Origin of the sequence: Bacillus sp. UNC69MF, assembly GCF_000746035.1 — a bacterium.
Lineage (GTDB): Bacteria > Bacillota > Bacilli > Bacillales > Bacillaceae > Bacillus > Bacillus velezensis.
Genome location: NZ_KN050798.1, coordinates 702,263 through 725,187 on the forward strand (window position 1 = coordinate 702,263; position 22,925 = coordinate 725,187).

The 22,925-nt window shown below is 48.4% G+C and carries 23 protein-coding genes; 21 read left to right on the forward strand and 2 right to left on the reverse strand.

The window, feature by feature from the left end:
• The first annotated feature begins 2 nt into the window (after positions 1–2).
• From cysC to BR62_RS0115595, 4 genes are all read left to right on the forward strand, one after another.
• Positions 3–596, forward strand: a complete 594-nt coding sequence (gene cysC, locus BR62_RS0115580; protein ID WP_007611313.1) for an adenylyl-sulfate kinase — start codon at positions 3–5, stop codon at positions 594–596.
• A 124-nt stretch (positions 597–720) separates the two neighbouring features.
• Positions 721–1,494, forward strand: a complete 774-nt coding sequence (gene cobA, locus BR62_RS0115585) for a uroporphyrinogen-III C-methyltransferase (RefSeq protein WP_007409740.1) — start codon at positions 721–723, stop codon at positions 1,492–1,494.
• Positions 1,495–2,280: a sirohydrochlorin chelatase gene (locus BR62_RS0115590; RefSeq protein WP_032871435.1), complete on the forward strand. Its 786-nt coding sequence runs from the start codon at positions 1,495–1,497 to the stop codon at positions 2,278–2,280.
• Positions 2,261–2,749 carry a precorrin-2 dehydrogenase/sirohydrochlorin ferrochelatase family protein gene (locus tag BR62_RS0115595; protein WP_032871436.1) on the forward strand — a complete coding sequence of 163 codons (489 nt, stop codon included), beginning with the start codon at positions 2,261–2,263 and terminating at the stop codon, positions 2,747–2,749. The genes BR62_RS0115590 and BR62_RS0115595 overlap by 20 nt, the downstream gene beginning before the upstream one ends.
• 423 nt (positions 2,750–3,172) lie before the next feature.
• Here BR62_RS0115595 and BR62_RS0115600 read toward each other — a convergent pair whose 3' ends face one another.
• Positions 3,173–4,879, reverse strand: coding sequence for an Rqc2 family fibronectin-binding protein (locus BR62_RS0115600; protein WP_025284708.1), 1,707 nt, complete (start codon positions 4,877–4,879; stop codon positions 3,173–3,175).
• A gap of 119 nt (positions 4,880–4,998) precedes the next feature.
• Between BR62_RS0115600 and BR62_RS0115605 the strand changes: the two genes are divergently transcribed.
• From BR62_RS0115605 to spoVM, 17 genes are all read left to right on the forward strand, one after another.
• Entirely contained in the window at positions 4,999–7,671 is a 2,673-nt protein-coding gene (locus BR62_RS0115605) for a calcium-translocating P-type ATPase, SERCA-type (RefSeq protein WP_032871438.1), read from the forward strand.
• Between the two features lie 81 nt (positions 7,672–7,752).
• Positions 7,753–8,628, forward strand: a complete 876-nt coding sequence (locus BR62_RS0115610; RefSeq protein ID WP_007409745.1) for a YicC/YloC family endoribonuclease — start codon at positions 7,753–7,755, stop codon at positions 8,626–8,628.
• 76 nt (positions 8,629–8,704) lie between these two features.
• Positions 8,705–8,974: an extracellular matrix/biofilm regulator RemA gene (gene remA, locus BR62_RS0115615; protein WP_003154355.1), complete on the forward strand. Its 270-nt coding sequence runs from the start codon at positions 8,705–8,707 to the stop codon at positions 8,972–8,974.
• A gap of 7 nt (positions 8,975–8,981) precedes the next feature.
• Positions 8,982–9,596, forward strand: coding sequence for a guanylate kinase (gene gmk, locus BR62_RS0115620; RefSeq protein WP_003154347.1), 615 nt, complete (start codon positions 8,982–8,984; stop codon positions 9,594–9,596).
• Between the two features lie 3 nt (positions 9,597–9,599).
• On the forward strand, positions 9,600–9,803 hold the full coding sequence (gene rpoZ / locus BR62_RS0115625; RefSeq protein ID WP_003154346.1) for a DNA-directed RNA polymerase subunit omega: 204 nt from the start codon (positions 9,600–9,602) through the stop codon (positions 9,801–9,803).
• A 90-nt stretch (positions 9,804–9,893) separates the two neighbouring features.
• Positions 9,894–11,114 (forward strand): bifunctional phosphopantothenoylcysteine decarboxylase/phosphopantothenate--cysteine ligase CoaBC, encoded by a 1,221-nt coding sequence (gene coaBC / locus BR62_RS0115630; RefSeq protein ID WP_003154345.1) that lies wholly within the window; start codon positions 9,894–9,896, stop codon positions 11,112–11,114.
• Positions 11,111–13,522 carry a primosomal protein N' gene (gene priA, locus BR62_RS0115635; protein ID WP_032871440.1) on the forward strand — a complete coding sequence of 804 codons (2,412 nt, stop codon included), beginning with the start codon at positions 11,111–11,113 and terminating at the stop codon, positions 13,520–13,522. Before coaBC ends, priA begins: the two co-directional genes overlap by 4 nt.
• A gap of 24 nt (positions 13,523–13,546) precedes the next feature.
• Entirely contained in the window at positions 13,547–14,029 is a 483-nt protein-coding gene (gene def, locus BR62_RS0115640; protein ID WP_012117530.1) for a peptide deformylase, read from the forward strand.
• Positions 14,030–14,033: 4 nt separating this feature from the next.
• Complete coding sequence (gene fmt / locus BR62_RS0115645; RefSeq protein WP_032871442.1) at positions 14,034–14,987, forward strand: methionyl-tRNA formyltransferase; 954 nt, start codon at positions 14,034–14,036, stop codon at positions 14,985–14,987.
• Positions 14,974–16,317 carry a 16S rRNA (cytosine(967)-C(5))-methyltransferase RsmB gene (gene rsmB, locus BR62_RS0115650; RefSeq protein ID WP_020955807.1) on the forward strand — a complete coding sequence of 448 codons (1,344 nt, stop codon included), beginning with the start codon at positions 14,974–14,976 and terminating at the stop codon, positions 16,315–16,317. The genes fmt and rsmB overlap by 14 nt, the downstream gene beginning before the upstream one ends.
• A gap of 3 nt (positions 16,318–16,320) precedes the next feature.
• Entirely contained in the window at positions 16,321–17,412 is a 1,092-nt protein-coding gene (gene rlmN / locus BR62_RS0115655; protein WP_003154339.1) for a dual-specificity RNA methyltransferase RlmN, read from the forward strand.
• A gap of 5 nt (positions 17,413–17,417) precedes the next feature.
• Positions 17,418–18,179 (forward strand): Stp1/IreP family PP2C-type Ser/Thr phosphatase, encoded by a 762-nt coding sequence (locus tag BR62_RS0115660; protein ID WP_032871444.1) that lies wholly within the window; start codon positions 17,418–17,420, stop codon positions 18,177–18,179.
• On the forward strand, positions 18,173–20,116 hold the full coding sequence (pknB, locus tag BR62_RS0115665) for a Stk1 family PASTA domain-containing Ser/Thr kinase (protein WP_012117534.1): 1,944 nt from the start codon (positions 18,173–18,175) through the stop codon (positions 20,114–20,116). The genes BR62_RS0115660 and pknB overlap by 7 nt, the downstream gene beginning before the upstream one ends.
• Before the next feature lie 14 nt (positions 20,117–20,130).
• Positions 20,131–21,021, forward strand: coding sequence for a ribosome small subunit-dependent GTPase A (gene rsgA, locus BR62_RS0115670; protein WP_007409752.1), 891 nt, complete (start codon positions 20,131–20,133; stop codon positions 21,019–21,021).
• A gap of 1 nt (position 21,022) precedes the next feature.
• The gene (rpe, locus tag BR62_RS0115675) at positions 21,023–21,676 is read left to right on the forward strand and encodes a ribulose-phosphate 3-epimerase (RefSeq protein ID WP_032871447.1); all 654 of its coding nucleotides are present in this window, start codon (positions 21,023–21,025) and stop codon (positions 21,674–21,676) included.
• A 65-nt stretch (positions 21,677–21,741) separates the two neighbouring features.
• Positions 21,742–22,386, forward strand: coding sequence for a thiamine diphosphokinase (locus BR62_RS0115680; RefSeq protein ID WP_007409754.1), 645 nt, complete (start codon positions 21,742–21,744; stop codon positions 22,384–22,386).
• A gap of 86 nt (positions 22,387–22,472) precedes the next feature.
• On the forward strand, positions 22,473–22,553 hold the full coding sequence (gene spoVM / locus BR62_RS0115685) for a stage V sporulation protein SpoVM (RefSeq protein WP_003154329.1): 81 nt from the start codon (positions 22,473–22,475) through the stop codon (positions 22,551–22,553).
• A gap of 77 nt (positions 22,554–22,630) precedes the next feature.
• Here the strand turns inward: spoVM and rpmB are convergent, their stop codons facing one another.
• Positions 22,631–22,819: a 50S ribosomal protein L28 gene (gene rpmB / locus BR62_RS0115690; RefSeq protein WP_003154328.1), complete on the reverse strand. Its 189-nt coding sequence runs from the start codon at positions 22,817–22,819 to the stop codon at positions 22,631–22,633.
• Positions 22,820–22,925 lie beyond the last annotated feature (106 nt).

The following is a 22,925-nucleotide window of genomic DNA, read 5'->3' on the forward strand; positions in this document are numbered from 1 at the left end:
GAGTGACAAATCGTGATATCGTGTGGCATGAAGCCTCAATAACGAAAGAAGAATACCAGCAGAAAAACAAGCATAAAAGCTCTATCCTCTGGCTGACGGGCTTAAGCGGTTCAGGAAAATCCACGATTGCAAACGCCGCAGCGCGCGAGCTGTTTGAACAAGGCTATCAAGTCATCGTGCTTGATGGTGATAACATCCGCCACGGCTTAAACAAGGACTTAGGTTTTTCCGATGATGACCGCAAGGAAAATATACGCCGCATCGGGGAAGTGGCGAAGCTTTTCGTTCAGCAGGGAACCATCGTCATCACGGCTTTTATTTCTCCGTTCCGTGAGGACAGAGATCAGGTGAGAGAGCTTGTGGCGGAGGGCGAATTTAATGAAATCTATGTGAAATGCGACCTCGATATATGTGAAAAGCGCGATCCGAAAGGTTTATATAAAAAAGCAAGAAATGGTGAAATTCCGTTCTTTACGGGGATCGACTCACCGTATGAAGAGCCGAAAGCGCCTGAGCTCGTACTTGATTCAGGCAAATGTGAACGCGAAGAATGCACCGGAAGACTGGTTGACTTTGTGAAAAACAGCTTAGCATAATAGGTCCAAAAAGGCCGCGCAATCAGCCGGATATCCCCCGCAATGGCGGGATATGGTAAAATAGCTGAAGTGCGGCCTCGCGGCTGTTCTGGGAAGATTTCAAAACGGATCGGGGAGACATGCTATGGGGAAAGTATTTATCGTTGGAGCCGGTCCGGGAGATCCGGACTTATTAACGGTGAAGGCAATGAAAGCCATACAGAAAGCGGACGTTATATTATATGACAGATTGGTAAGCAAAGAGATTTTACAATATGCCGGAGAAGAAGCGGATCTGATTTACTGCGGAAAGCTCCCGGATTTTCACATTATGAAACAGGATACGATCAACCGTTTCCTTGTGAAGTATGCGAAAAAGGGGAAAACCGTTGTAAGGCTCAAGGGAGGCGACCCGTTTGTTTTCGGCCGCGGAGGCGAAGAAGCGGAGGCTCTCGCACAAAACGCCATTCCGTTTGAGATCGTTCCCGGCATTACATCAGGAATCGCGGCTGCTGCTTATGCCGGCATTCCCGTGACGCACAGAGAGGCGAGCTCCAATGTCGCATTCGTTACGGGACATTATAAACAAGAAGACGACTTTGAAGAAAAATGGAAAGCGCTGGCGACGGGCATTGATACGCTGGTGATTTATATGGGAATTAAAAATATCCGGCAGATTGAAAGAATGCTGCTGGAAAACGGCAGAGACGCCGGCACCCCGGCAGCCTTTATTCATTGGGGAACGACGGACAGGCAAAAAACAGTCGTCTGCACCGTCGGCACGCTTTCAGACACAGTGATAAAAGAAGAAATCAAAAACCCGAGCTTAATTGTTATCGGCGATGTCGTCAATTATCACTGCAAACTGGACTGGTATGCATCTGAACAGAAAAATCTGGATTTGAGCGAGGCGTTGTAAATGAAGCAGGCGATTTTATACATCGGGCACGGAAGCAGGCTGAAAAAAGCGCAGACAGAGTCGGCGGCGTTTTTAAAAGGGTGCATGCCGCACGCTGACGTTCCCATTCAGGAAATTTGTTTTTTAGAACTGCAGGAACCGTCTATTGAAGCGGGATTTGAAGCATGTGTCAGACAAGGCGCCACTCATATTGCGGCCGTGCCTTTGCTGCTGTTGACCGCTGCCCACGCAAAACATGACATTCCGGCTGAAATCGCCCGTGCGGCGGCCCTGCATCCCGATATAAAAGTGACATATGGTGTTCCGATCGGAGTGGACGATGAAGTCGTAAAAGCGGTGCATCATCGCATTGAAGATACCGGAGTGCCCATTGAGCAGGCGAAAGTGGTGCTGATCGGAAGAGGAAGCACAGATCCGGCAGTTAAAAACGCAGTCAGTGAGATTGCCGGAAAACTTGAGGCGATTACACCTGTTAAAGAAGTCATCCCTTGTTTTTTAACAGCATGTGATCCACACTATAAAGAAGTGTTTGCCGGCCTTGAAGAGGATGACGGAGCACCCGTTTTTATCGTTCCATATCTTCTGTTTACCGGGCTTTTAATGACTGAGATTGAACGGGAAGTTCAAAAGCTTCAAACGGTCAATCAAAATGTTCATCTCGCTTCATACTTAGGTTTTCACCCGCATATTAAGCAGGCGTTTTTGAACCGTGTGTCAGAAGCTGTTCGAAACCCCGGCGGTCAGTTTGATTTTAAGGGGGGACAGTATGCTGCCTCTGCACATTAATTTAAGCGGAAAAAGAATTATCATCGCGGGCGGAGGCAATGTTGCCTTTAGAAGGCTCAAAACGGTGCTTCCGGAAGGCGCGGATATTACTGTAATCAGTCCCGATGCCCTGCCCGAAATTAAACAGCTGGCGGATGAAGGGCGCATCCGCTGGGTTTCCCGTAAAATTGAAATGAAGGATCTCGCGCCCGCTTTTTTCATCATTGCCGCGACAAATGACCGCAGCGTAAATCAGGAGATAGCCGCGAGCGCTTCTGAAACGCAGCTGGTCAATTGTGTAAGCGAGGCTGAACAGGGCAGCGTGTATATGCCGAAGATCATCCGCAAAGGGCGCATTCAAGTATCCGTATCAACAAGCGGCGCAAGCCCGGCACATACGAAAAGACTGGCTGAGGACATAGAGCCTCTCATTACTGCTGATTTGGCTGAAGAAGTGGATCGATTATTTGAGAAAAGAAGAAGACTATAAAAAACACCTTGTCTGTCATCAGGCAGGGTGTTTTTTATACTGTCCTCACAGTCCCCGAATGTGAGAAATTCAAAACGAAAGCGGGCAGTTTGAACGGTATATGCCGGCAAGCGGTCAGGATTGCGAAGTGATGCGGAATATCTCTCTGATCCCAACGCCGCCTGGATTCCGCCCGCATACAAAGGAAAGGTCAGAGACCCGCCCGGATGTGCTCAGGTGCGGCGAGGGAAGGTGACAGTATCCGCCGCCAAATCAAGGTGTGACCGCTTTAATCAGAGACGGCCCCGGCGGATCAGGCAGACATGACGGGAAACTGATCAGATACTGTATAGATCGGTTCTGACGGCTGGGAGAGTTTCGTCTCCGTTTATACGTAATAAAAACACCTCCAAGCTGAGTGCGGGTTTCAGCTTGGAGGTGTGTTTATTTTTTCAGCCGTATGACAAGGTCGGCATCAGGTGTGACAAATACGGTATGCTGGCTGTCATAGGTGACAAATCCGGGCTTTGCGCCGTTTGGCTTTTTCACGTGTCTGATTTTTGTATAATCAACGGGAACGGAGCCGGAATCTTTCGCCTTGGAAAAATAAGCGGCGATCGCAGCCGCCTCCAGTATGGATTGTTCATCCGGATCGCTGCTTTTAATCACAACGTGGGAACCGGGAATGTCTTTCGTGTGGAACCATAAATCATCCCTTGCGGCAGCTTTTGTCGTTAAGTACTCATTTTGTTTATTGTTTTTGCCGACAAGAATCGTCAATCCCCGTGAAGATTCATATTGTTCCAAAACAGGAACGTGCTGCTTCTGTTTTTTCTGTCCTCGCTGCTGTTTCGGTCGCAGATATTTGCCTTCCACAAGCTCCTCCCTTATTTCGTGAATATCCTTTGTGGAGGCGGAGGAGAGCTGCTGGATCAGCTGATCGAAATAAGCGATTTCCTCCTCGGCCAGACGGATCTGTTCTTTTACTACCTCGACGGAATTCTTCGCCTTTTGATACTTTGTAAAATACATCTGCGCGTTTTCTGACGGTGTTTTGTTCGGATTTAAAGGGATGGTCACAGTCTTACTTTGTTCATCATAATAATTGATGACTTCCGCTTCCTTGTCACCTTTTTTCAGCATATACAAATTTGCCGTCAGCAGTTCGCCGTATAGCTGGAATTCCTTCGCATTTTCTGAGTAGTCGAGCGTCTTTTCCAGCTTTTTTATCTTATTGGCGTTCTTTTTCCGTTCATTTGCGACAAACCGCTCAAGATCCTGAGCCTGCTGTTTGACGCGGTCGCGTTCCGCCTTGCCGAAATAAAACCGGTCCAACAGCTCACTCAGTGAGTGAAAGGTGCGCTCCTCTCCGTTTACATGTGTGAGAGACAGGAGATAAAAGTATTCCTTTCCGCCGGCTGTCGTAATGTTCGGTGTAAACCTGCAATCTTTCACGGCATGGAACATTTCAATCAGCGTTTTCGGCAGCGTTATTTTGTTAGCGAGACCCGCTCTGTGAACGGCTTCTTTTGCAAACAGCGGAGAAACACCGGAGAAGTGTCTGACGATCTGCTGGTCAAGCCGTCCTTCCTGAAAACTGAGATAACGCAAAACGTCCTCTTCATCCGCGGCAAGCGGCGAAATTTTTTCCTGAGCGGGAGGAAGCTTGTAATCATAGCCCGGCAGAACGGTCCGGTAGCTGTTCATCGACGGAGATAAATGCTTCAGCCCGTCGATGATGGCTCCTTCTCCGTCAGTCAGAATAATATTGCTGTGCCGCCCCATAATTTCAACATACAGCGTTCTGACGGTTTCGTCGCCGATTTCATTTCTGCTTTTTATCCGGAATATCATAATCCGGTCTAATCCGGCCTGTTCTATTTTCTCAATAAATCCGCCTTCTATATGCTTTCTGAGCAGCATACAAAACATCGGCGGCTCGCTCGGATTTTCATAGGCCTGGTTTGTCATGTGCACCCGTGAATAGCTCGGATGCGCCGATAATAATAATTTATGGTTTTTTCCGTTAGCGCGGATATGGAATATCACATCGTGCTTAAAAGGCTGATGGACTCTCGTAATCCGTCCTCCGGCGATCCGGCTGTTTAATTCATGTGTCATTCCGTATGTAAACATGCCATCAAAAGACATATAAAACACCCTTTCCTTCTTCCTGCATTCGATAATTATAGCATGAAAAGGGACGAGTCAGAATAAGCTTGTTTACAGAGTGACATCTCTAAAGCGAGGCAGGGGAGTGGACGAGAAGAATGAAGTTTCATGAAATGGGACAAACCGATTTGCTGAAAGCAACAAATACGTCCATTAAACAGGGGTTGACCGAAAAAGAGGTGAAAAAACGCCTTGAAAAGCACGGACCGAACGAGCTTCAGGAGGGCAAGAGGACACCGGCGATCGCCGTGTTTTTCGCCCAATTTAAAGATTTTATGGTGCTCGTGCTGCTGGCGGCAACCTTAATATCCGGTTTTTTAGGCGAATATGTAGATGCCGTAGCGATTATGGCGATTGTATTTGTCAATGGGGTTCTCGGTTTTTTTCAAGAGCGGCGGGCGGAAAAGTCTTTACATGCATTAAAAGAGCTGTCAACGCCGTATGTGTCAGCGTTGCGGGACGGGAGCTGGAAGAAAATTCAGTCCAAGGAGCTCGTTCCCGGCGATATCATGAAATTTTCAAGCGGCGACCGGATTGGCGCGGATGTGCGGATCGTTGAAGCGAAAAGCCTTGAAATTGAGGAATCAGCGCTGACCGGGGAATCAATTCCGGTGGTTAAACAAGCTGATAAACTGAGAAAGCCGGATGTTTCGTTAGGCGACATCAGCAATATGGCGTTTATGGGTACGATCGTAACGCGCGGCAGCGGTGTCGGCGTCGTCGTCGGTACAGGAATGAATACGGCAATGGGGAAAATCGCCGATATGCTGGAATCCGCCGGCAGCCTTTCGACACCGCTGCAGCGAAGACTTGAAGAGCTCGGCAAAATTTTAATTATCGTCGCGCTCCTTTTAACGGTATTGGTCGTTGCAGTCGGCGTCTTACAGGGACATGAGCTTTACAGCATGTTTTTGGCCGGGGTGTCATTGGCCGTCGCTGCGATTCCGGAAGGGCTTCCCGCCATTGTTACGGTGGCATTATCAATCGGCGTCCAGCGCATGATCAAACAAAAATCAATTGTCAGAAAGCTCCCGGCGGTTGAAACATTGGGCTGCGCCTCTGTCATTTGTTCTGATAAAACCGGCACGCTGACACAAAACAAAATGACCGTCACCCATATGTGGTCAGGGGGAAAAACATTTAAAGTGTCAGGCATCGGCTATGAGCCGGAGGGCGTTTTCACCCGAGATGAGCGGGAAATCAAGCCGAAAGATGAGAAGATTCTTGAACAGATGCTGGTTTTCGGCGCGTTGTGCAACACATCCGAAATCGCACTGAAAGACGGCCATTATGTACTCGACGGCGATCCGACAGAAGGAGCGCTGCTGACGGCTGCAAGAAAGGGCGGCTATTCAAACGATTGGCTCAGCGGGCACTACCGCGTGGTTGCCGAGTTTCCGTTTGACTCCGTCCGCAAAATGATGACCGTCATTGTAGAGAATCAGGAAAAAAAGCAGTTCGTCATCACTAAAGGAGCGCCCGATGTGCTGATTGACCGCTCGTCACATCTGATGTACGACGCAAGAAGCGCGCCATTTTCAGGAGAAAAGAAAGCAGAAACGGAAGCGGTTCTGAAAGAGCTGGCGTCGCAAGCTTTGCGTACGATCGCGATTGCTTATAAACCGCTTAAGCCCGGAGAAAAGCCGACAATGGAGCAGGCGGAAAAAAATCTGACGATACTCGGCTTGTCAGGCATGATTGATCCGCCCCGTCCGGAGGTCAGACAGGCGATTAAAGAATGCCGTGAAGCCGGCATTAAAACGGTTATGATCACAGGGGATCACGTCGAAACGGCAAAGGCCATTGCAAAAGATTTGCGTCTTCTTCCGAAAAAGGGGCGTGTGATGGACGGCAAGACGCTGAATGAGCTTACGGAGAAAGAACTTATCGAAACGGTCGATGATGTCTACGTCTTCGCACGCGTGTCGCCTGAACATAAATTGAAAATTGTCAAAGCGTTCCAGGAAAACGGACACGTCGTCGCCATGACGGGAGACGGGGTTAATGACGCGCCGGCCATAAAGCAGGCAGATATCGGTGTTGCCATGGGCGTGACGGGAACGGATGTGGCAAAGGAAGCCTCTTCTCTCATTCTGGTAGATGATAACTTTGCTACGATTAAATCAGCCATAAAAGAGGGACGGAATATCTATGAAAATATAAGAAAATTCGTCCGTTATTTGCTCGCCTCCAACGTCGGTGAAATTTTAGTGATGCTGTTTGCGATGCTTCTCGCTCTGCCGCTGCCGCTCGTTCCGATTCAGATACTGTGGGTGAACTTAGTCACTGACGGGCTGCCGGCGATGGCCCTCGGTATGGATCAGCCGGAAGGAGACCTGATGAGGCGGAAGCCGCGGCACCCGAAAGAAGGAGTGTTTGCGAGAAAACTGGGCTGGAAAGTCGTATCAAGAGGGTTTTTAATCGGAGCTGCAACCATTTTAGCGTTTATCATCGTCTATCACCGCAATCCTGAAAATCTGCCCTACGCACAGACCGTTGCATTCGCGACTCTTGTCCTGGCTCAGCTTATACACGTGTTTGACTGCCGGAGCGAAACGTCTGTTTTCTCCCGGAATCCGTTTGAAAATATCTATCTGCTCGGGGCCATCATTTCTTCTATCTTCCTGATGGTCATCGTCATCTATTATCCGCCGCTGCAGCCGATATTCAAAACAGTGCCGATTACGCCGGGCGATTGGATGCTGATTATCGGTATGTCGGGCATACCTACTTTTTTGCTGGCGGGTTCACTTTTGACAAGAAAAAAATAATTCCATATGATATAATCTTAGGGGTAATAGCATGTCTATTGCCCTTTTATTTTGATAACGGGAAAGAATTGGGTGTTTCATATGATACGGAGTATGACAGGCTTCGGCAGCGCAAGCAGCACAAAAGGCGATCTCTCGGCAACCGTTGAATTGAAATCCGTCAATTACCGGTTCAAAGAAGTGAACGCCCGCCTGCCACGGCCTTTGCTATATGTAGAGGATAAGCTGAAACAAACGATATTGCAGCATATACAGCGCGGAAGAGTAGAACTGTTTCTCACTGTAAACAGTGACGCGCTCATAAAAAGAAGCCTGAACATCGATTGGGAGCTCCTTGATGAATATGTGAGCGCCGCACGCGTCATGAAAGAGCGCTACAGCCTGGCCGCAGAACCCGATGCAATGGAGTTCTTTAAATTTGAACATATTGCGCAGATACACGAAGAACAGATGCGTGATGACAAGCTTGAAGAAGTCATCAGGGAAGCCGCTGAGCTGGCTGTAAAGGAACTTTGTGACATGAGGGAAAAAGAAGGACGGCTTTTGGCGGAAGACTGCTTTCTGCACATTGAGCGGCTTGAGACGCTGTCCGAACAGGTGAAAGAGCGCGCTTCGGCCGTTGTTATTCAATACCGCGAGCGTCTTTACGCCCGAATGAAGGAATGGACGGAGGATGCGCTCGACGAAAGCAGGCTGATCACGGAATGCGCCATTTTCGCCGATCGTTCTGATATAACGGAAGAAATTACCAGGTTGAAGAGCCATTTTGTTCAATTCCGTGATATATTAAAAGAAGGCGGGGCAGTCGGCCGCAAACTTGATTTCCTTGTTCAGGAGCTTAACCGGGAAGCGAACACGATCGGCTCAAAAGCCAATGATCATCAAATCACAAAGCTTGTCGTTGAAATGAAAAGTTCTATTGAAAAATTGAAGGAACAAGTGCAAAATATAGAATAGCGACTGTGCGTATTGTTTACAGACGGCCTCTTCAGGTTACACTAGAGACGTCTATTTTACAGGGGGAACGTAGAAGATGACGATTAAACTGATTAATATCGGATTTGGCAATATCATCTCCGCCAATCGGATGATTTCGATTGTCAGCCCGGAGTCTGCGCCAATAAAGCGAATGATCCAGGATGCAAGAGACCGCGGAATGCTAATAGACGCTACATACGGACGAAGAACCCGTGCAGTTGTCGTCATGGATAGTGATCACATTATCTTATCTGCCGTCCAGCCTGAGACAGTTGCACACAGACTTTCTGTGAAAGAAGAAATTATGGATGAAGGGCAGGGGTAATTGCCGCATGAAAGAAAGAGGGTTATTAATCGTTCTCTCAGGTCCCTCCGGAGTTGGAAAAGGAACGGTTCGGCAAGCAATATTTTCACAACAGGACACGAAATTTGAATACTCAATTTCAGTCACGACGAGAAACCCGAGAGAGGGCGAAGTCGATGGCGTCGATTATTTCTTTAAATCTAGAGATGAATTCGAACGCATGATTGAAAACAACAAACTGCTTGAGTGGGCAGAATATGTCGGCAACTATTACGGGACGCCCGTTGATTATGTCGAACAGACGCTTCAAGAAGGAAAAGACGTCTTCTTAGAGATTGAAGTGCAGGGCGCGCTCCAAGTGCGGAATGCATTTCCGGAAGGCCTGTTTATCTTCTTAGCGCCGCCGAGTCTTTCTGAGCTGAAAAACAGAATCGTGACAAGAGGAACTGAAACCGACGATTTAATCGAAAACAGAATGAATGCCGCAAAAGCTGAAATCGAAATGATGGACGCGTATGATTATGTCGTTGAAAACGACGATATCCAAACGGCTTGTGATAAGATTAACGCAATCGTTCTCGCCGAGCACTTAAAACGTGAACGCGTCGCTCCGAGATATAAGAAAATGCTGGAGGTAGAATAACTTATGTTAGATCCGTCAATTGACTCTTTAATGAATAAATTAGATTCTAAATATACGCTGGTGACCGTGTCTGCAAGACGCGCGCGTGAAATGCAGATCAAAAAAGACCAGCAGATTGAACATACCATTTCTCACAAATATGTAGGCAAAGCTTTAGAAGAAATTGACGCGGGCCTGCTTTCGTTTGAAAGAGAAGACAGCGAATAACAAGCACACGTAGCAACCTATCTCTACATAGGTTGTTATTTTTTTCCGTTTGGGATTTGTCCAATGCTTTCATAAAGGGGAGAAGACTTCATGAAAAACCGAAACATTTTGCTATGCGTAAGCGGAGGAATTGCCGTTTATAAAGCTTCCGCACTCACGAGCAAGCTGGTTCAGGCCGGCGCAAACGTCAAAGTGATTATGACTGAGTCCGCGCGTGAGTTTGTTTCTCCGCTGACATTTCAGGCGCTGAGCCGGAATGAAGTATATACAGATACATTTAATGAACAAAATCCGAAGGTGATTTCTCATATTGATGCCGCTGACTGGGCGGATTTAATTATTGTCGCGCCCGCTACGGCAAATATCATCGGCAAGCTTGCCAACGGAATTGCTGACGATATGCTCACAACGACGGTGCTGGCGGCTGAGGCCCCGGTCTGGGTGGCGCCTGCGATGAATGTCCATATGTATGATCATCCGGCGGTGAAACGGAACATCTCTGTGCTTTATCAGGACGGGGTCCGCTTTATCGAACCGAGTGAAGGCTATTTGGCATGCGGATATGTCGGCAAAGGAAGGCTGGAGGAGCCGGAGCTTATTGTTGAGCGTGTCAGAGAGCATTTTAAGGAGCCTGAAGACGATGCGCCGCTGAAAGGAAAACATATTGTCATTACGGCCGGTCCGACGCGCGAAGCCGTGGACCCTGTCCGCTTCTTCACAAATAAATCCACCGGCAAAATGGGCTACGCCGCTGCTGAAGCCGCCGTCCGTCTCGGGGCGCGGGTGACGCTGATTTCAGGCCCGGTGTCAATAGAGCCGCCAGTCGGGCTGTATCAGTTTCTTCCTGTGCAATCGGCAGCTGATATGAGAGAAGCCGTGCTTTCTGTGTTTGATTCATGCGACATGGTGATTAAGACGGCGGCCGTGGCCGATTTTACGCCGGCGGCTGTTTCTGATCACAAAATGAAGAAGAAAGACGGTTCGCTCGTGATCGAATTCAACCGTACGGCAGACATACTGAAAGAACTCGGCGAACGGAAAACACACCAGCTGCTGGTCGGATTTGCGGCTGAAACGCAAGACGTCGAACGCTATGCGCGCAGAAAACTCGAACAGAAAAACCTTGATATGATCGTTGCGAATGATGTGAAAGCAGAAGGGGCCGGATTTGGCACGGATACGAATGTCGTCACCTTCTATTTCCGGGACGGAAGAAAACGGGAGCTTGCGCTTATGTCTAAACTTGACGTTTCCTTTGAAATGCTGAAGGAAATGACCGCTTTGAAAGCCGAGGACCGAAAACCCGTATGAATGTAGCAGAAGTCATTGTCGATGTCAGCTCTAAAAACATTGACAGACCCTTTGATTACAAAATTCCCGATCATTTAAAAGGGATGATCGAAGTCGGCATGCGGGTGATTGTCCCGTTTGGCCCGCGCAAGCTTCAAGGATTTGTGACCGGTTTGAAAGATTCGTCTGAATTAAACGGCGGCTCAATGAAGGAAGTCGAGAAGCTTCTTGATTTGACGCCCGTTCTGACTGAGGAACTGGTGCAGCTGTCTTCATGGCTTTCTGACAAAACGCTGTCGTTTAAAATCACGGCGCTTCAGGCAATGCTGCCCGCCGCAATGAAGGCGAAGTACGAGAAAGAGCTGAAAGTCGTTGACGAAGAAACGCTGACACCGGACATCAAACAGCTTTTCAGGAATCAAAAAAGTCTTCTGTACTCGGATATTACCGATGAAAGCATTCTTTCGTCACTTCAAAAATTCGTGCGCAAAGGAAGCATTGATGTCACATATAAAGTCGCCCAAAAAACGAATAAAAAAATGATCCGCATGATCGAAGCGGGGGCGGACAAAGAAGAACTCGCCCGGCACGCAGATTCATTGACAAAGCAGGCTTCTAAACAGCTCGCCGTGCTTACTTATTTTATCGGCGGGGGAGCAAAGATTTCCGCGGCCGAACTTTGCAAAAAGACCGATTCCAGTTCCGCGACGCTGAAAACACTTCTTAAAAAGGGGCTTCTTACGGAAAGCTTTGAGGAGGTTTACCGCGATCCTTATCAGGACAGAATGTTCAAAAAAACAGAGCCGCTCTCTCTTACAGAAGAGCAGCAGGCCGCTTTTGAGCCGATTAAACAAGCTGTAGCCGATCATGTCCATCACGTCTTTCTGCTTCACGGCGTCACGGGAAGCGGCAAAACGGAAATTTACCTGCAATCCATTGAGAAAGTGCTGGCAAAAGGACAAGAAGCCATCGTGCTCGTTCCGGAAATCTCGTTGACACCGCAAATGGTCAACCGTTTTAAAGGCCGCTTCGGCTCACAGGTTGCGGTCATGCACAGCGGATTATCCACAGGTGAAAAATACGATGAATGGCGGAAGATTCAGCGCAAGGAAGTCCGGCTTGTCGTCGGAGCCAGATCGGCCATCTTTGCCCCGTTTGAAAATCTCGGCATGATCATTATTGATGAAGAGCACGAATCTTCATATAAGCAGGAGGAAATGCCGCGGTATCATGCAAAGGACGTAGCCATCCGCCGGGCCGAGCATCACAGCTGTCCGGTCGTCCTCGGGAGCGCCACGCCGACATTGGAATCATTTGCGCGGGCGAAAAAAGGCGTTTATGAGCTGCTTCCGTTAAAACATCGCGTGAATCGCCAGCTCATGCCTGACGTTTCTCTCGTTGATATGAGAGAAGAACTGAGAAACGGCAACAGATCAATGTTTTCAAGAGAACTGATGGAACAGCTGGAAGAGAAGCTTGCAAAAAAAGAGCAGGCCGTCCTTTTTCTGAATAAACGGGGGTATTCCTCGTTTGTGATGTGCCGGGACTGCGGTTATGTGCCGCAATGTCCGCATTGCGACATTTCGATGACTTATCACCGCTACGGACAAAGGCTGAAATGCCATTACTGCGGCCATGAGGAACCTGTCCCGGGAACATGCCCGGAATGCGGCAGCGAACATATCCGCTTTTTCGGCACGGGAACGCAGCGTGTGGAGGAGGAGCTTACGAAAGTGCTGCCTCAGGCGCGCGTAATCAGGATGGATGTGGACACCACTTCAAGAAAAGGCGCCCATGAAAAACTGTTGTCAGCGTTCGGTGAAGGAAAAGCGGATATCCTGCTCGGTACGCAGATGATCGCAAAAGGGCTTGATTTTCCGAACGTGACGCTCGTCGGAGTATTAAGCGCAGATACGACGCTTCACATCCCTGATTTCAGGGCCGCGGAGAAGACATTCCAGCTGCTGACGCAGGTAAGCGGCCGGGCCGGGCGGCATGAAAAGCCGGGAACGGTGGTCATTCAAACGTATACACCGTCTCATTACAGCATTCAGCTGACGAAAACGCATGACTATGAAACTTTTTTTCAGCAGGAAATGGCGCACAGACGGGCCCAGTCATACCCGCCTTATTATTACGTGGCGCTGGTGACCGTTTCTCATGAAGAAGCGGCAAAAGCCGCGGTCACCGCAGAAAAGATTACAAACTATTTAAGAGCGGGATGCGGGCCTGATACGAAAATTCTCGGGCCGGCGGCTTCCCCGATCGCCAGGATCAAAGATAGATATCGCTATCAATGCGTGATAAAATACAGACAGGAAAACGAGTTGCAGATTCAGTTGAAAAAGATACTGGAGCACTATAAACGCGACATTGCGCAAAAGCATGTCATGATTTCAATCGATATGAATCCGTACATGCTGATGTAACATTAGTTTTTGGAGGGCAAAATTTTGGCTGTAAAAAAAATCGTCACACACCCGGCGGAGGTTCTGGAAACACCTGCCGATGAAGTGACAGTGTTTGATAAAAAATTAAAAAAACTGCTTGACGATATGTACGATACGATGCTCGAAATGGATGGCGTCGGCCTCGCCGCGCCGCAAATCGGCATTTTAAAAAGAGCGGCCGTCGTGGACATCGGTGAAGAAAGCGGCCGGATCGACCTTGTAAATCCGGTTATTCTTGAAAAGAGCGGTGAACAGACCGGAGTCGAGGGCTGCTTAAGCTTTCCAGGGGTTTACGGCGATGTCACCCGCCCGGATTACGTAAAGGTAAAAGCCTATGACCGTAAAGGAAAACCGTTTATTTTAGAAGCGGAGGGTTTTTTGGCCAGAGCCGTTCAGCATGAAATGGATCATTTAGACGGCATTTTATTCACATCAAAAATTACGGCTTACTACACTGAAGAAGAACTGGCAGAAATGGAAGGATGATTGGATGACAAGGATCGTTTTTATGGGAACGCCCGATTTTTCAGTTCCCGTCCTGCGCACGCTTATTGAAGACGGGTATGAAGTGGTTGGTGTCGTTACGCAGCCTGACCGCCCGAAAGGCAGAAAAAAAATCATGACGCCCCCTCCTGTTAAGGCTGAAGCTGAACGTCACGGCATTCCCGTGCTTCAGCCCGAAAAAGTAAGGCTCGAAGAAGAAATAGAAAAAGTGCTCAGCCTGAAGCCGGACCTGATTGTTACGGCGGCATTCGGACAGATCCTGCCCAAGCAGCTGCTGGACGGCCCGAAATACGGCTGTATCAACGTACACGCGTCACTATTGCCTGAATTAAGAGGCGGAGCGCCGATACATTATTCGATTCTCCAAGGCAAGAAGAAAACGGGCGTGACAATCATGTATATGGTTGAAAAGCTTGATGCGGGTGATATGATTTCGAAAATCGAAGTGGAAATTGATGAAACGGATAACGTCGGCACGCTTCACGACAAATTAAGCATAGCGGGGGCAAAGCTTTTGTCAGAGACCGTCCCGAACGTCATTTCCGGAAATATTAATCCGATCAAACAGGACGAATCAAAAGCGACTTACGCGCCTAACATTAAGCGTGAGCAGGAGCGGATTGATTGGGCAAAGCCCGGAGAACAGATTTACAACCAGATCAGAGGTTTAAACCCTTGGCCTGTCGCCTATACAACTTTGAACGGTCAAAATATGAAAGTATGGGCTTCTGAAAAAGTTGCGGCAAAAACTGAAGATGCGCCCGGAACAGTCATCCGCACGGAGCAAAACGGCATTGTGGTCGCATCAGGAAACAGCACCGCCCTTTTAATCACAGAGCTGCAGCCGGCGGGAAAAAAACGGATGAAGGGCGAAGATTTTGTAAGAGGCAAAAATGTGCAGCCCGGTGACGTGTTAGGAGAAGCAAATGAAGAAAATTAATGTCCGGGAGCTCGCCCTTGAAGCGCTTGAGAAGCTTGAGCAAAATCAGGCATACAGCAACCTGCTTCTTACATCGGTTATCAAAACGAACACGCTCAGCGATCAGGACAGAGGACTGCTGACAGAGCTTGTCTACGGAACGCTGCAAAATAAAATCGCCTTAGACTACATGCTGAAGCCTTTTATCCGCAAGCCGAATAAAGTGAAGCCATGGGTGATTCAGCTGCTTCGTCTGTCCGCGTATCAAATGGAGTATTTAGAAAAAATACCGGATCGCGCCGCCATTCATGAAGCGGTTGAGATCGCCAAAAAACGCGGGCATAAGGGCATTGCGTCCTTTGTCAACGGCATCCTCCGCTCCCTGCAGCGTGAAGGGGCGCCGTCATTCGCTGAAATTAAAGACCCGGTTCTCCGTCTTTCCACAGAGACAAGCCATCCCGAGTGGCTCGTAAAAGAGTGGGTCGAGGCGTACGGCTTTGAGGCAGCTGAACAGATCTGCCGGATTCATCTCATTCCGCCGAAGCAGACGCTCCGTGTCAATCACATAAAGAGCGACAGGGAAACGGTGCTGAATGAGATGGAGAATGCCGGTCTTGAAGCTGAAGCCGGAGACCTTTCTCCTGATGCGATTAAGCTTTTAAAAGGAAGCATCGCGAACACGGCATTTTTCCAAAACGGCCGGGTATCCATACAGGATGAAAGCTCAATGCTTGTCGCGCGGGCGCTGGACCCGAAGCCGGGCGAAACCGTTTTAGACGCATGCGCCGCACCGGGCGGAAAGTCGGCTCACATTGCGGAACTGATGGAGAACGAGGGGAGCCTCACATCGCTTGATCTTCACCGCCATAAAGTGAAGCTGATTAAAGAGGGCGCAGAACGGCTCGGGCTTACGATCATCGACGCGCAAACGATGGATGCGCGAAAAGCGGGAGAGGCCTTTGGCGCAGAACGGTTTGACCGTGTTCTCGTTGATGCCCCTTGCTCAGGTTTCGGCGTCATCAGAAGAAAACCCGATATGAAATATACGAAGACGCCGGAGGACAGCAGACGGCTGTCAGAAATCCAGCTCGGCATTTTAAGGGAAATCGCCCCATTAGTAAAAAAAGGTGGCACACTCGTATACAGTACGTGTACAATGGACCGGACAGAAAATGAAGAAGTTATGCATGCGTTTATACAAGAACACCCTGAGTTTGAACCCGATTTGTCTCTTGAAAAGCGGCTGCCTGAAAAGGCGAGACCCTTTGTTCAGGATGGAAGCCTTCAAATTCTTCCGCATTATTTCGGAACAGACGGTTTCTTTATTAGCAGCATGAGAAAGAAGGGATAAAAAATGACACAATTAAAAAAGACAAGCGTACGGAAAGAGCTGCGGACTGAGCAGCCGTCCATTTACTCTTTTGAATTAGATGAAATCAAACAATGGCTGACCGAGAATGGCGAAAAGCCGTTCCGCGCAGCACAGATTTTTGAATGGCTTTATGAGAAGCGGGTTTCTTCATTTGATGAAATGACAAACCTCTCAAAAAGCCTGCGTGAAAAACTCGAGAGCAATTTTGTGCTGACAACGCTGAAAACGGCTGTAAAACAGACATCTCAAGACGGCACGATGAAATTTTTATTTGAGCTTCATGACGGTTATACGATCGAAACGGTTTTAATGAGACACGAGTATGGTAATTCTGTATGTGTAACGACACAGGTCGGCTGCCGGATCGGCTGCACATTTTGCGCGTCAACGCTCGGCGGACTGAAACGGAATCTTGAAGCGGGAGAAATCGTCGCTCAAGTCGTGAAAGTGCAAAAGGCGCTTGATGAAACGGATGAACGCGTCAGCTCAGTCGTCATCATGGGAATCGGAGAGCCGTTTGATAATTTCAATGAAATGCTCGCTTTCTTAAAAATCATTAACCACGATAAAGGGCTGAACATCGGAGCGCGTCATATCACAGTTTCCACCAGCGGAATCATTCCGAAGATTTACGATTTCGCCGATCAAAAAATGCAGATCAATTTCGCGATTTCTCTGCATGCTCCGAATACGGAAATCAGAAGCCGTCTGATGCCGATTAACAAAGCCTATAAGCTTCCTGACCTTATGGAGGCCGTCAAATATTACATCGAGAAAACAGGCAGACGGATCAGCTTTGAATACGGGCTGTTCGGTGGCGTAAATGATCAGGTCGAACATGCAGAAGAGCTTGCAGAACTGTTAAAAGACGTGAAATGCCATGTCAATTTAATTCCGGTAAACTATGTGCCTGAACGGGATTACGTCCGCACACCGAGAGATCAGATTTTCGCATTCGAAAAAACGTTAAAATCCCGCGGTGTAAATGTCACGATCAGAAGAGAGCAAGGCCATGACATTGACGCGGCCTGCGGTCAGCTTCGCGCGAAGGAGCGTCAAGACGAGACGAGGTGAAGAGGTTGATTACAGCCTTGAAAACAGATACAGGTAAAGTCCGCCGGCATAATGAAGATGCGGCGGGCATTTTCACAAAAGAAGACGCGGTGCTTGCGGTTGTCGCCGACGGCATGGGCGGTCATCTTGCCGGAGATGTAGCGAGCAGGATGGCGGTTGCGGCGATGGAAGAGCAGTGGAACCGGACCGAAACGGTTCCATCTCTGCCGTCTGCTTGCGAGAATTGGCTGAAAGACCGGATTCATGAGGCGAATGTCAAAGTACATGACCACGCTAAAGCGAATGAAGAATGCCGGGGAATGGGCACCACTGTTGTTTGCGCCTTATTCACCGGGAAGTTTGTCACTGTGGCTCATATCGGTGACAGCCGGTGCTACCTGCTTCAAGAGGGGGAATTCACTCAGCTGACTGAAGACCATTCGCTTGTGAATGAGCTGGTCAAGACGGGGGAAATTTCGAAAGAGGACGCCGAGCACCATCCGCGGAAAAATGTATTGACGAGAGCGCTGGGGACAGATGAAACCATCAGTCCCGACGCCAGTTCTTTTGAACTGTCTGACGGCGATCAGCTGCTTTTATGCTCTGACGGACTGTCAAATAAAATAGAAGATCACGAGATCAAACAAATGCTTCAAGCCGAATCTGATCCTCAGGAAAAAGTCGACCTTCTCATCAGCAAAGCGAATCAAAACGGCGGCGAAGATAACATCACGGCTGTGTTGATTGAGTTTTCCGCAGATGCAAAAGAGGGTGAAGACAAGTGCTAACCGGCAAGCGGATCAGCGGGCGTTATCATATCCTCCGGCCCATTGGCGGCGGCGGAATGGCAAACGTTTTTTTAGCTGAGGACATCATTCTCGAACGTGAAGTCGCAATTAAAATTCTGCGGTTTGACTTTGTGAATGACATTGATTTTATCAGGCGTTTCAGAAGAGAAGCACAGTCGGCATCAAGCCTCGATCATCCGAATATCGTCAGTATTTACGATATCGGGGAGGAAGGCGATATTTATTACATTGTCATGGAATATGTGGAAGGCATGACATTAAAGGAATACATAAACGCACACGGACCGCTTCATCCGAAAGAAGCGCTGTCCGTTATGGAGCAGATCGTCTCGGCCATCGCCCATGCCCATCAAAACCATATCGTGCACCGGGATATTAAACCGCACAATATATTGATAGATCATTTAGGGCATATCAAGGTGACGGATTTCGGCATCGCCACAGCGCTTACGTCTACGACAATCACACATACGAATTCTGTGCTGGGCTCGGTTCATTATTTGTCTCCGGAGCAGGCGAGAGGCGGTCTGGCAACGAAAAAATCAGATATTTACGCGCTCGGCATCGTGCTGTTTGAGCTTTTAACAGGTAAAATTCCTTTTGACGGAGAATCAGCCGTGAGTATAGCGCTAAAGCATCTGCAAACAGAAACGCCTTCCGCCAGAAAGTGGAACCCTTCCATTCCGCAGAGCGTCGAAAACATTATTTTAAAGGCAACCGCTAAAGACCCGTTTCACCGCTATGAAAGCGCCGAGGACATGGAAGCGGACATCAGAACGGCTTTTGACGCCGGCAGGCTGAATGAACAAAAATTTTCCGTGCAGGATGATGAGGAAATGACAAAAGCCATTCCCGTTATTACTGACGGCGCAAAAGCCGCGCCTCAGGCGGAAACGCCGGGGGAGACGGATGATAAGGAACAGCAGCCCGCCAAAAAGAAAAAACGGAAATGGCCGTGGGTTTTGCTGGCCGTCTGTTTCATTTTCATTATGGCGGCTGTTCTTGCGGTCACCGTGTTTCCGTCTTTATTTATGCCTAAAGATGTAAGCGTCCCCGACGTACGGGGCATGAAGTACGAAAAAGCGGAAGCCCTGCTTGAAAAGAACGGGCTCCGGGCGGATCCTGATATAACGGACATTGAAGATGAAAAAATAGAAGAGGAATTAATGGTCAAAACGGACCCAAAAGCGGGGTCTACCGTTAAAGAAGGCTCTTCTGTAAAACTGTACAAAAGCATCGGAAAACCGAAAACCCAGCTGATCGACGTGAAAGGGCGGCAGATCGGCGACGCAAAAAAAGCGCTGAAGGAAAAAGGCTTCAAACATGTCAATGTCAAAGAAGAGAACGATGACAGCGAGGCCGGCACCGTAATTGATCAGAACCCGTCAGCCGGCACCGACATGGTCGCAAGCGACGATGAAGTCAATCTAACGGTCAGCCTCGGCCCGGCGGACGTTACGCTGAGGGACTTAAAGACTTACAGCAAAGAAGCGGCTTCAGGGTATCTTGAAGATAACGGCCTGCAGCTTGTTGAAAAACAAGCCCATTCAGATGACGTGCCGGAAGGACAAGTCATGAAGCAAGAGCCGGCAGCCGGCACTGCGGTTAAGCCGGGAAGTAATGTTGAAGTGACGTTCTCGCTCGGACCTGAAGAAAAACCGGCGAAAACGGTAAAAGAAAAAATCAGCATTCCTTACGAACCCGAACATGAAGGGGACGAGCTTGAAGTGCAAATCGCCATCGATGATAAGGACCACAGCATCTCTGATACGTATGACTCATTTAAAATAAAAGAGCCGACTGAAAAAACAATTGAACTGAAGATTGATCAGGGACAGAAGGGGTATTATCAAGTGATGGTCGATCATAAAGTCGTCAGCTACAAAACGATTGAATACCCGAAAGATAATGACTGACAAGGAGGGACCCTATGCCTGAGGGCAAAATTATAAAAGCGTTAAGCGGATTCTATTATGTCTTGGATGAATCACAGGACAAGATCATTCAATGCAGGGGCCGGGGCATTTTCAGAAAAAATAAAATAACGCCCCTGGTCGGCGATTATGCCGTTTATCAGGCTGAAAATGATAAAGAAGGCTACCTGCTGGAAATCAAAGAACGAACAAACGAGCTGATCAGGCCGCCAATTTCAAATGTCGATCAGGCCGTTCTTGTCTTTTCTGCCGTTCAGCCGGCGTTCAGCACGTCTTTATTGGACCGTTTTCTCGTCCTTGTGGAAGCCAACGGCATTCACCCGATCATCTGCATAACCAAAATGGACTTAGCTGCAGACGGGGAATCGAAAGAGGCGATACTTTCTTACGTGAAAGACTATCAGGCGATCGGTTATGACGTATATGTGACGTCATCAAAAGAAAACAGCGGCTTAACAGGCATTGTGAAACACTTCGAGAACAAAACGACGGTGTTTGCCGGTCAGTCCGGAGTCGGAAAATCTTCGCTTTTAAATGCGATCAGCCCGGAGCTTGAGCTGAAAACAAACGAGATTTCCGCGCATTTGGGACGCGGAAAACATACGACGCGCCATGTGGAGCTCATTCATACATCAGGCGGTCTGGTTGCGGATACTCCGGGGTTCAGTTCGCTTGAATTTACCGGCATTGAGGAAGAAGAGCTGGGCAGCACGTTCCCTGAGATCAGAGAAATAAGCGCCTCTTGCAAATTCAGAGGCTGTCTGCATCTTAAAGAGCCGAAATGCGCGGTAAAGCAAGCGGTGGAAGAAGGAGAGATTCAGCCGTACCGCTATGAGCATTACAAAGAATTTATGCAGGAAATAAAAGAGAGAAAGCCGAGGTATTAATATGATTAAGGTTGCGCCATCAATTCTTTCCGCCGATTTTGCTTCACTGGGCGAGGAAATTAAAGACGTGGAAAAAGGAGGGGCGGACTATATCCATATTGATGTCATGGATGGCCATTTCGTCCCTAACATTACAATCGGGCCGCTTATCGTTGAAGCCGTCCGTCCGGTGACTGATCTGCCGCTGGATGTCCATCTTATGATTGAAAACCCGGACCGCTACATCCCGGCATTCGCAAAAGCCGGTGCGGACATCCTTTCCGTTCATGCTGAAGCGTGTCCGCATCTTCACCGGACCATTCAATTGATAAAAGAGCAGGGAGTAAAAGCGGGAGTTGTGCTCAATCCGCATACGCCCGTCCAAACGATTGAACATGTGATCGAGGAGCTTGACCTTGTGCTGTTAATGACGGTTAACCCCGGTTTTGGCGGACAGCGCTTCATTCATTCGGTTCTGCCGAAAATCCGTCAGGTCAAACAGCTGGCTGAGGAGAAAGGCCTGTCTGAGCTTTTAATCGAGGTGGACGGAGGCGTTAATAAAGAAACAGCCCCTTTATGCGCTGAAGCGGGCGCCAATCTGCTTGTTGCCGGGTCTGCCGTATATAATCAGCCGGATCGGAAAAAAGCCATCGCTGACATCCGAAACGCATCATAAACATGCTGAAAAAGAGCCCGGTGAAAGCCGCCGGCTCTTTTCGCGTCTAAGAGAGAGGATAACATATGAAGACAATCAATATCGTTGCGGGCGGCCCGCGGGAGCTTATTCCCGATCTATCCGAATACACAGACGGAGATACGATGTGGGTCGGAGTCGATAAAGGGACGGTTGCTCTTTTGGAGGCCGGAATCATTCCGCAGGAAGCTTTCGGTGATTTTGACAGCATTACGGAAGAGGAGCTCATGCAGATTCAAAAAGCGGCGCCGGCCCTCCATGTGTATCAGGCGGAAAAAGATTATACCGATCTTGAACTCGCCCTTGACTGGGCTTTACAAAAAGAACCGGAAAACATTCGGGTATTCGGTGTGACGGGCGGAAGAGCCGATCATTTTTTAGGGAACATCCAGCTGCTGTATAAAGCCTTACATAAGAACACCGATGTCGAGCTGATCGACCGGCAGAATGACATTCAGATGTTCGGGCCCGGCCGTTATACAATTGAAGAAAAAGCGTGCAGACGCTATATTTCTTTCATTCCGTTTACGGAAGCGGCAGACGGCCTGACACTCGACGGTTTTAAATATCCCCTTGATAATTGTCATATTCCTCTGGGTTCCACACTATGTATTAGTAACGAACTCATTCATTCACGAGGTACTTTTTCGTTTGCAAAAGGCATATTAATAATGGTAAGGAGCGCGGATTAGAAAAGCGGCTTCTGCCATATGCGGAAAAAACCATGAATCCTAAAGTGATGAACGCAGCGGATACGGGACTTATAGGAGGGGACAAAATGAAATTTTATACCATTAAATTGCCGAAGTTTTTAGGAGGAATTGTCCGGGCGATGCTGGGCTCATTTAGAAAAGAGTAAGCCCAAGAAGCTGAAATTGCCCTCTTTGAACGCATAAAAAACGCCTGCCGCATAAAAGGGCAGGCGTTCATTTTTGCTTATACACGCTCAACTTTACCGGATTTTAAAGCCCGGGCAGATACATATACTTTTTTAGGTTTGCCGTCAACGAGGATGCGGACCTTTTGAAGGTTGGCGCCCCAAGTACGCTTAGAAGCGTTCATTGCGTGAGAACGGTTGTTTCCGGCTTTTGTTTTTTTACCTGTAATAAAACATTTACGTGCCATTTGTTTCCCTCCTAACTGCGCGAAACATCTTTTCAAACATAGTGTCTCAGATGCTTTCGTTATACAATACTTTAAATAATTTACCACAGCTAAAAACCGTTTGCAA

Bases quoted from the DNA above. Each gene is read 5' to 3' on its own strand.
- cobA (WP_007409740.1), top strand. From the start codon at position 721: ATGGGGAAAGTATTTATCGTTGGAGCCGGTCCGGGAGATCCGGACTTA.
- BR62_RS0115590 (WP_032871435.1), top strand. From the start codon at position 1,495: ATGAAGCAGGCGATTTTATACATCGGGCACGGAAGCAGGCTGAAAAAA.
- BR62_RS0115595 (WP_032871436.1), top strand. From the start codon at position 2,261: ATGCTGCCTCTGCACATTAATTTAAGCGGAAAAAGAATTATCATCGCG.
- BR62_RS0115600 (WP_025284708.1), bottom strand. From the start codon at position 4,879: ATGTCTTTTGATGGCATGTTTACATACGGAATGACACATGAATTAAAC.
- BR62_RS0115605 (WP_032871438.1), top strand. From the start codon at position 4,999: ATGAAGTTTCATGAAATGGGACAAACCGATTTGCTGAAAGCAACAAAT.
- BR62_RS0115610 (WP_007409745.1), top strand. From the start codon at position 7,753: ATGATACGGAGTATGACAGGCTTCGGCAGCGCAAGCAGCACAAAAGGC.
- remA (WP_003154355.1), top strand. From the start codon at position 8,705: ATGACGATTAAACTGATTAATATCGGATTTGGCAATATCATCTCCGCC.
- gmk (WP_003154347.1), top strand. From the start codon at position 8,982: ATGAAAGAAAGAGGGTTATTAATCGTTCTCTCAGGTCCCTCCGGAGTT.
- rpoZ (WP_003154346.1), top strand. From the start codon at position 9,600: ATGTTAGATCCGTCAATTGACTCTTTAATGAATAAATTAGATTCTAAA.
- coaBC (WP_003154345.1), top strand. From the start codon at position 9,894: ATGAAAAACCGAAACATTTTGCTATGCGTAAGCGGAGGAATTGCCGTT.
- priA (WP_032871440.1), top strand. From the start codon at position 11,111: ATGAATGTAGCAGAAGTCATTGTCGATGTCAGCTCTAAAAACATTGAC.
- fmt (WP_032871442.1), top strand. From the start codon at position 14,034: ATGACAAGGATCGTTTTTATGGGAACGCCCGATTTTTCAGTTCCCGTC.
- rsmB (WP_020955807.1), top strand. From the start codon at position 14,974: ATGAAGAAAATTAATGTCCGGGAGCTCGCCCTTGAAGCGCTTGAGAAG.
- rlmN (WP_003154339.1), top strand. From the start codon at position 16,321: ATGACACAATTAAAAAAGACAAGCGTACGGAAAGAGCTGCGGACTGAG.
- rsgA (WP_007409752.1), top strand. From the start codon at position 20,131: ATGCCTGAGGGCAAAATTATAAAAGCGTTAAGCGGATTCTATTATGTC.
- rpe (WP_032871447.1), top strand. From the start codon at position 21,023: ATGATTAAGGTTGCGCCATCAATTCTTTCCGCCGATTTTGCTTCACTG.
- BR62_RS0115680 (WP_007409754.1), top strand. From the start codon at position 21,742: ATGAAGACAATCAATATCGTTGCGGGCGGCCCGCGGGAGCTTATTCCC.
- spoVM (WP_003154329.1), top strand. From the start codon at position 22,473: ATGAAATTTTATACCATTAAATTGCCGAAGTTTTTAGGAGGAATTGTC.
- rpmB (WP_003154328.1), bottom strand. From the start codon at position 22,819: ATGGCACGTAAATGTTTTATTACAGGTAAAAAAACAAAAGCCGGAAAC.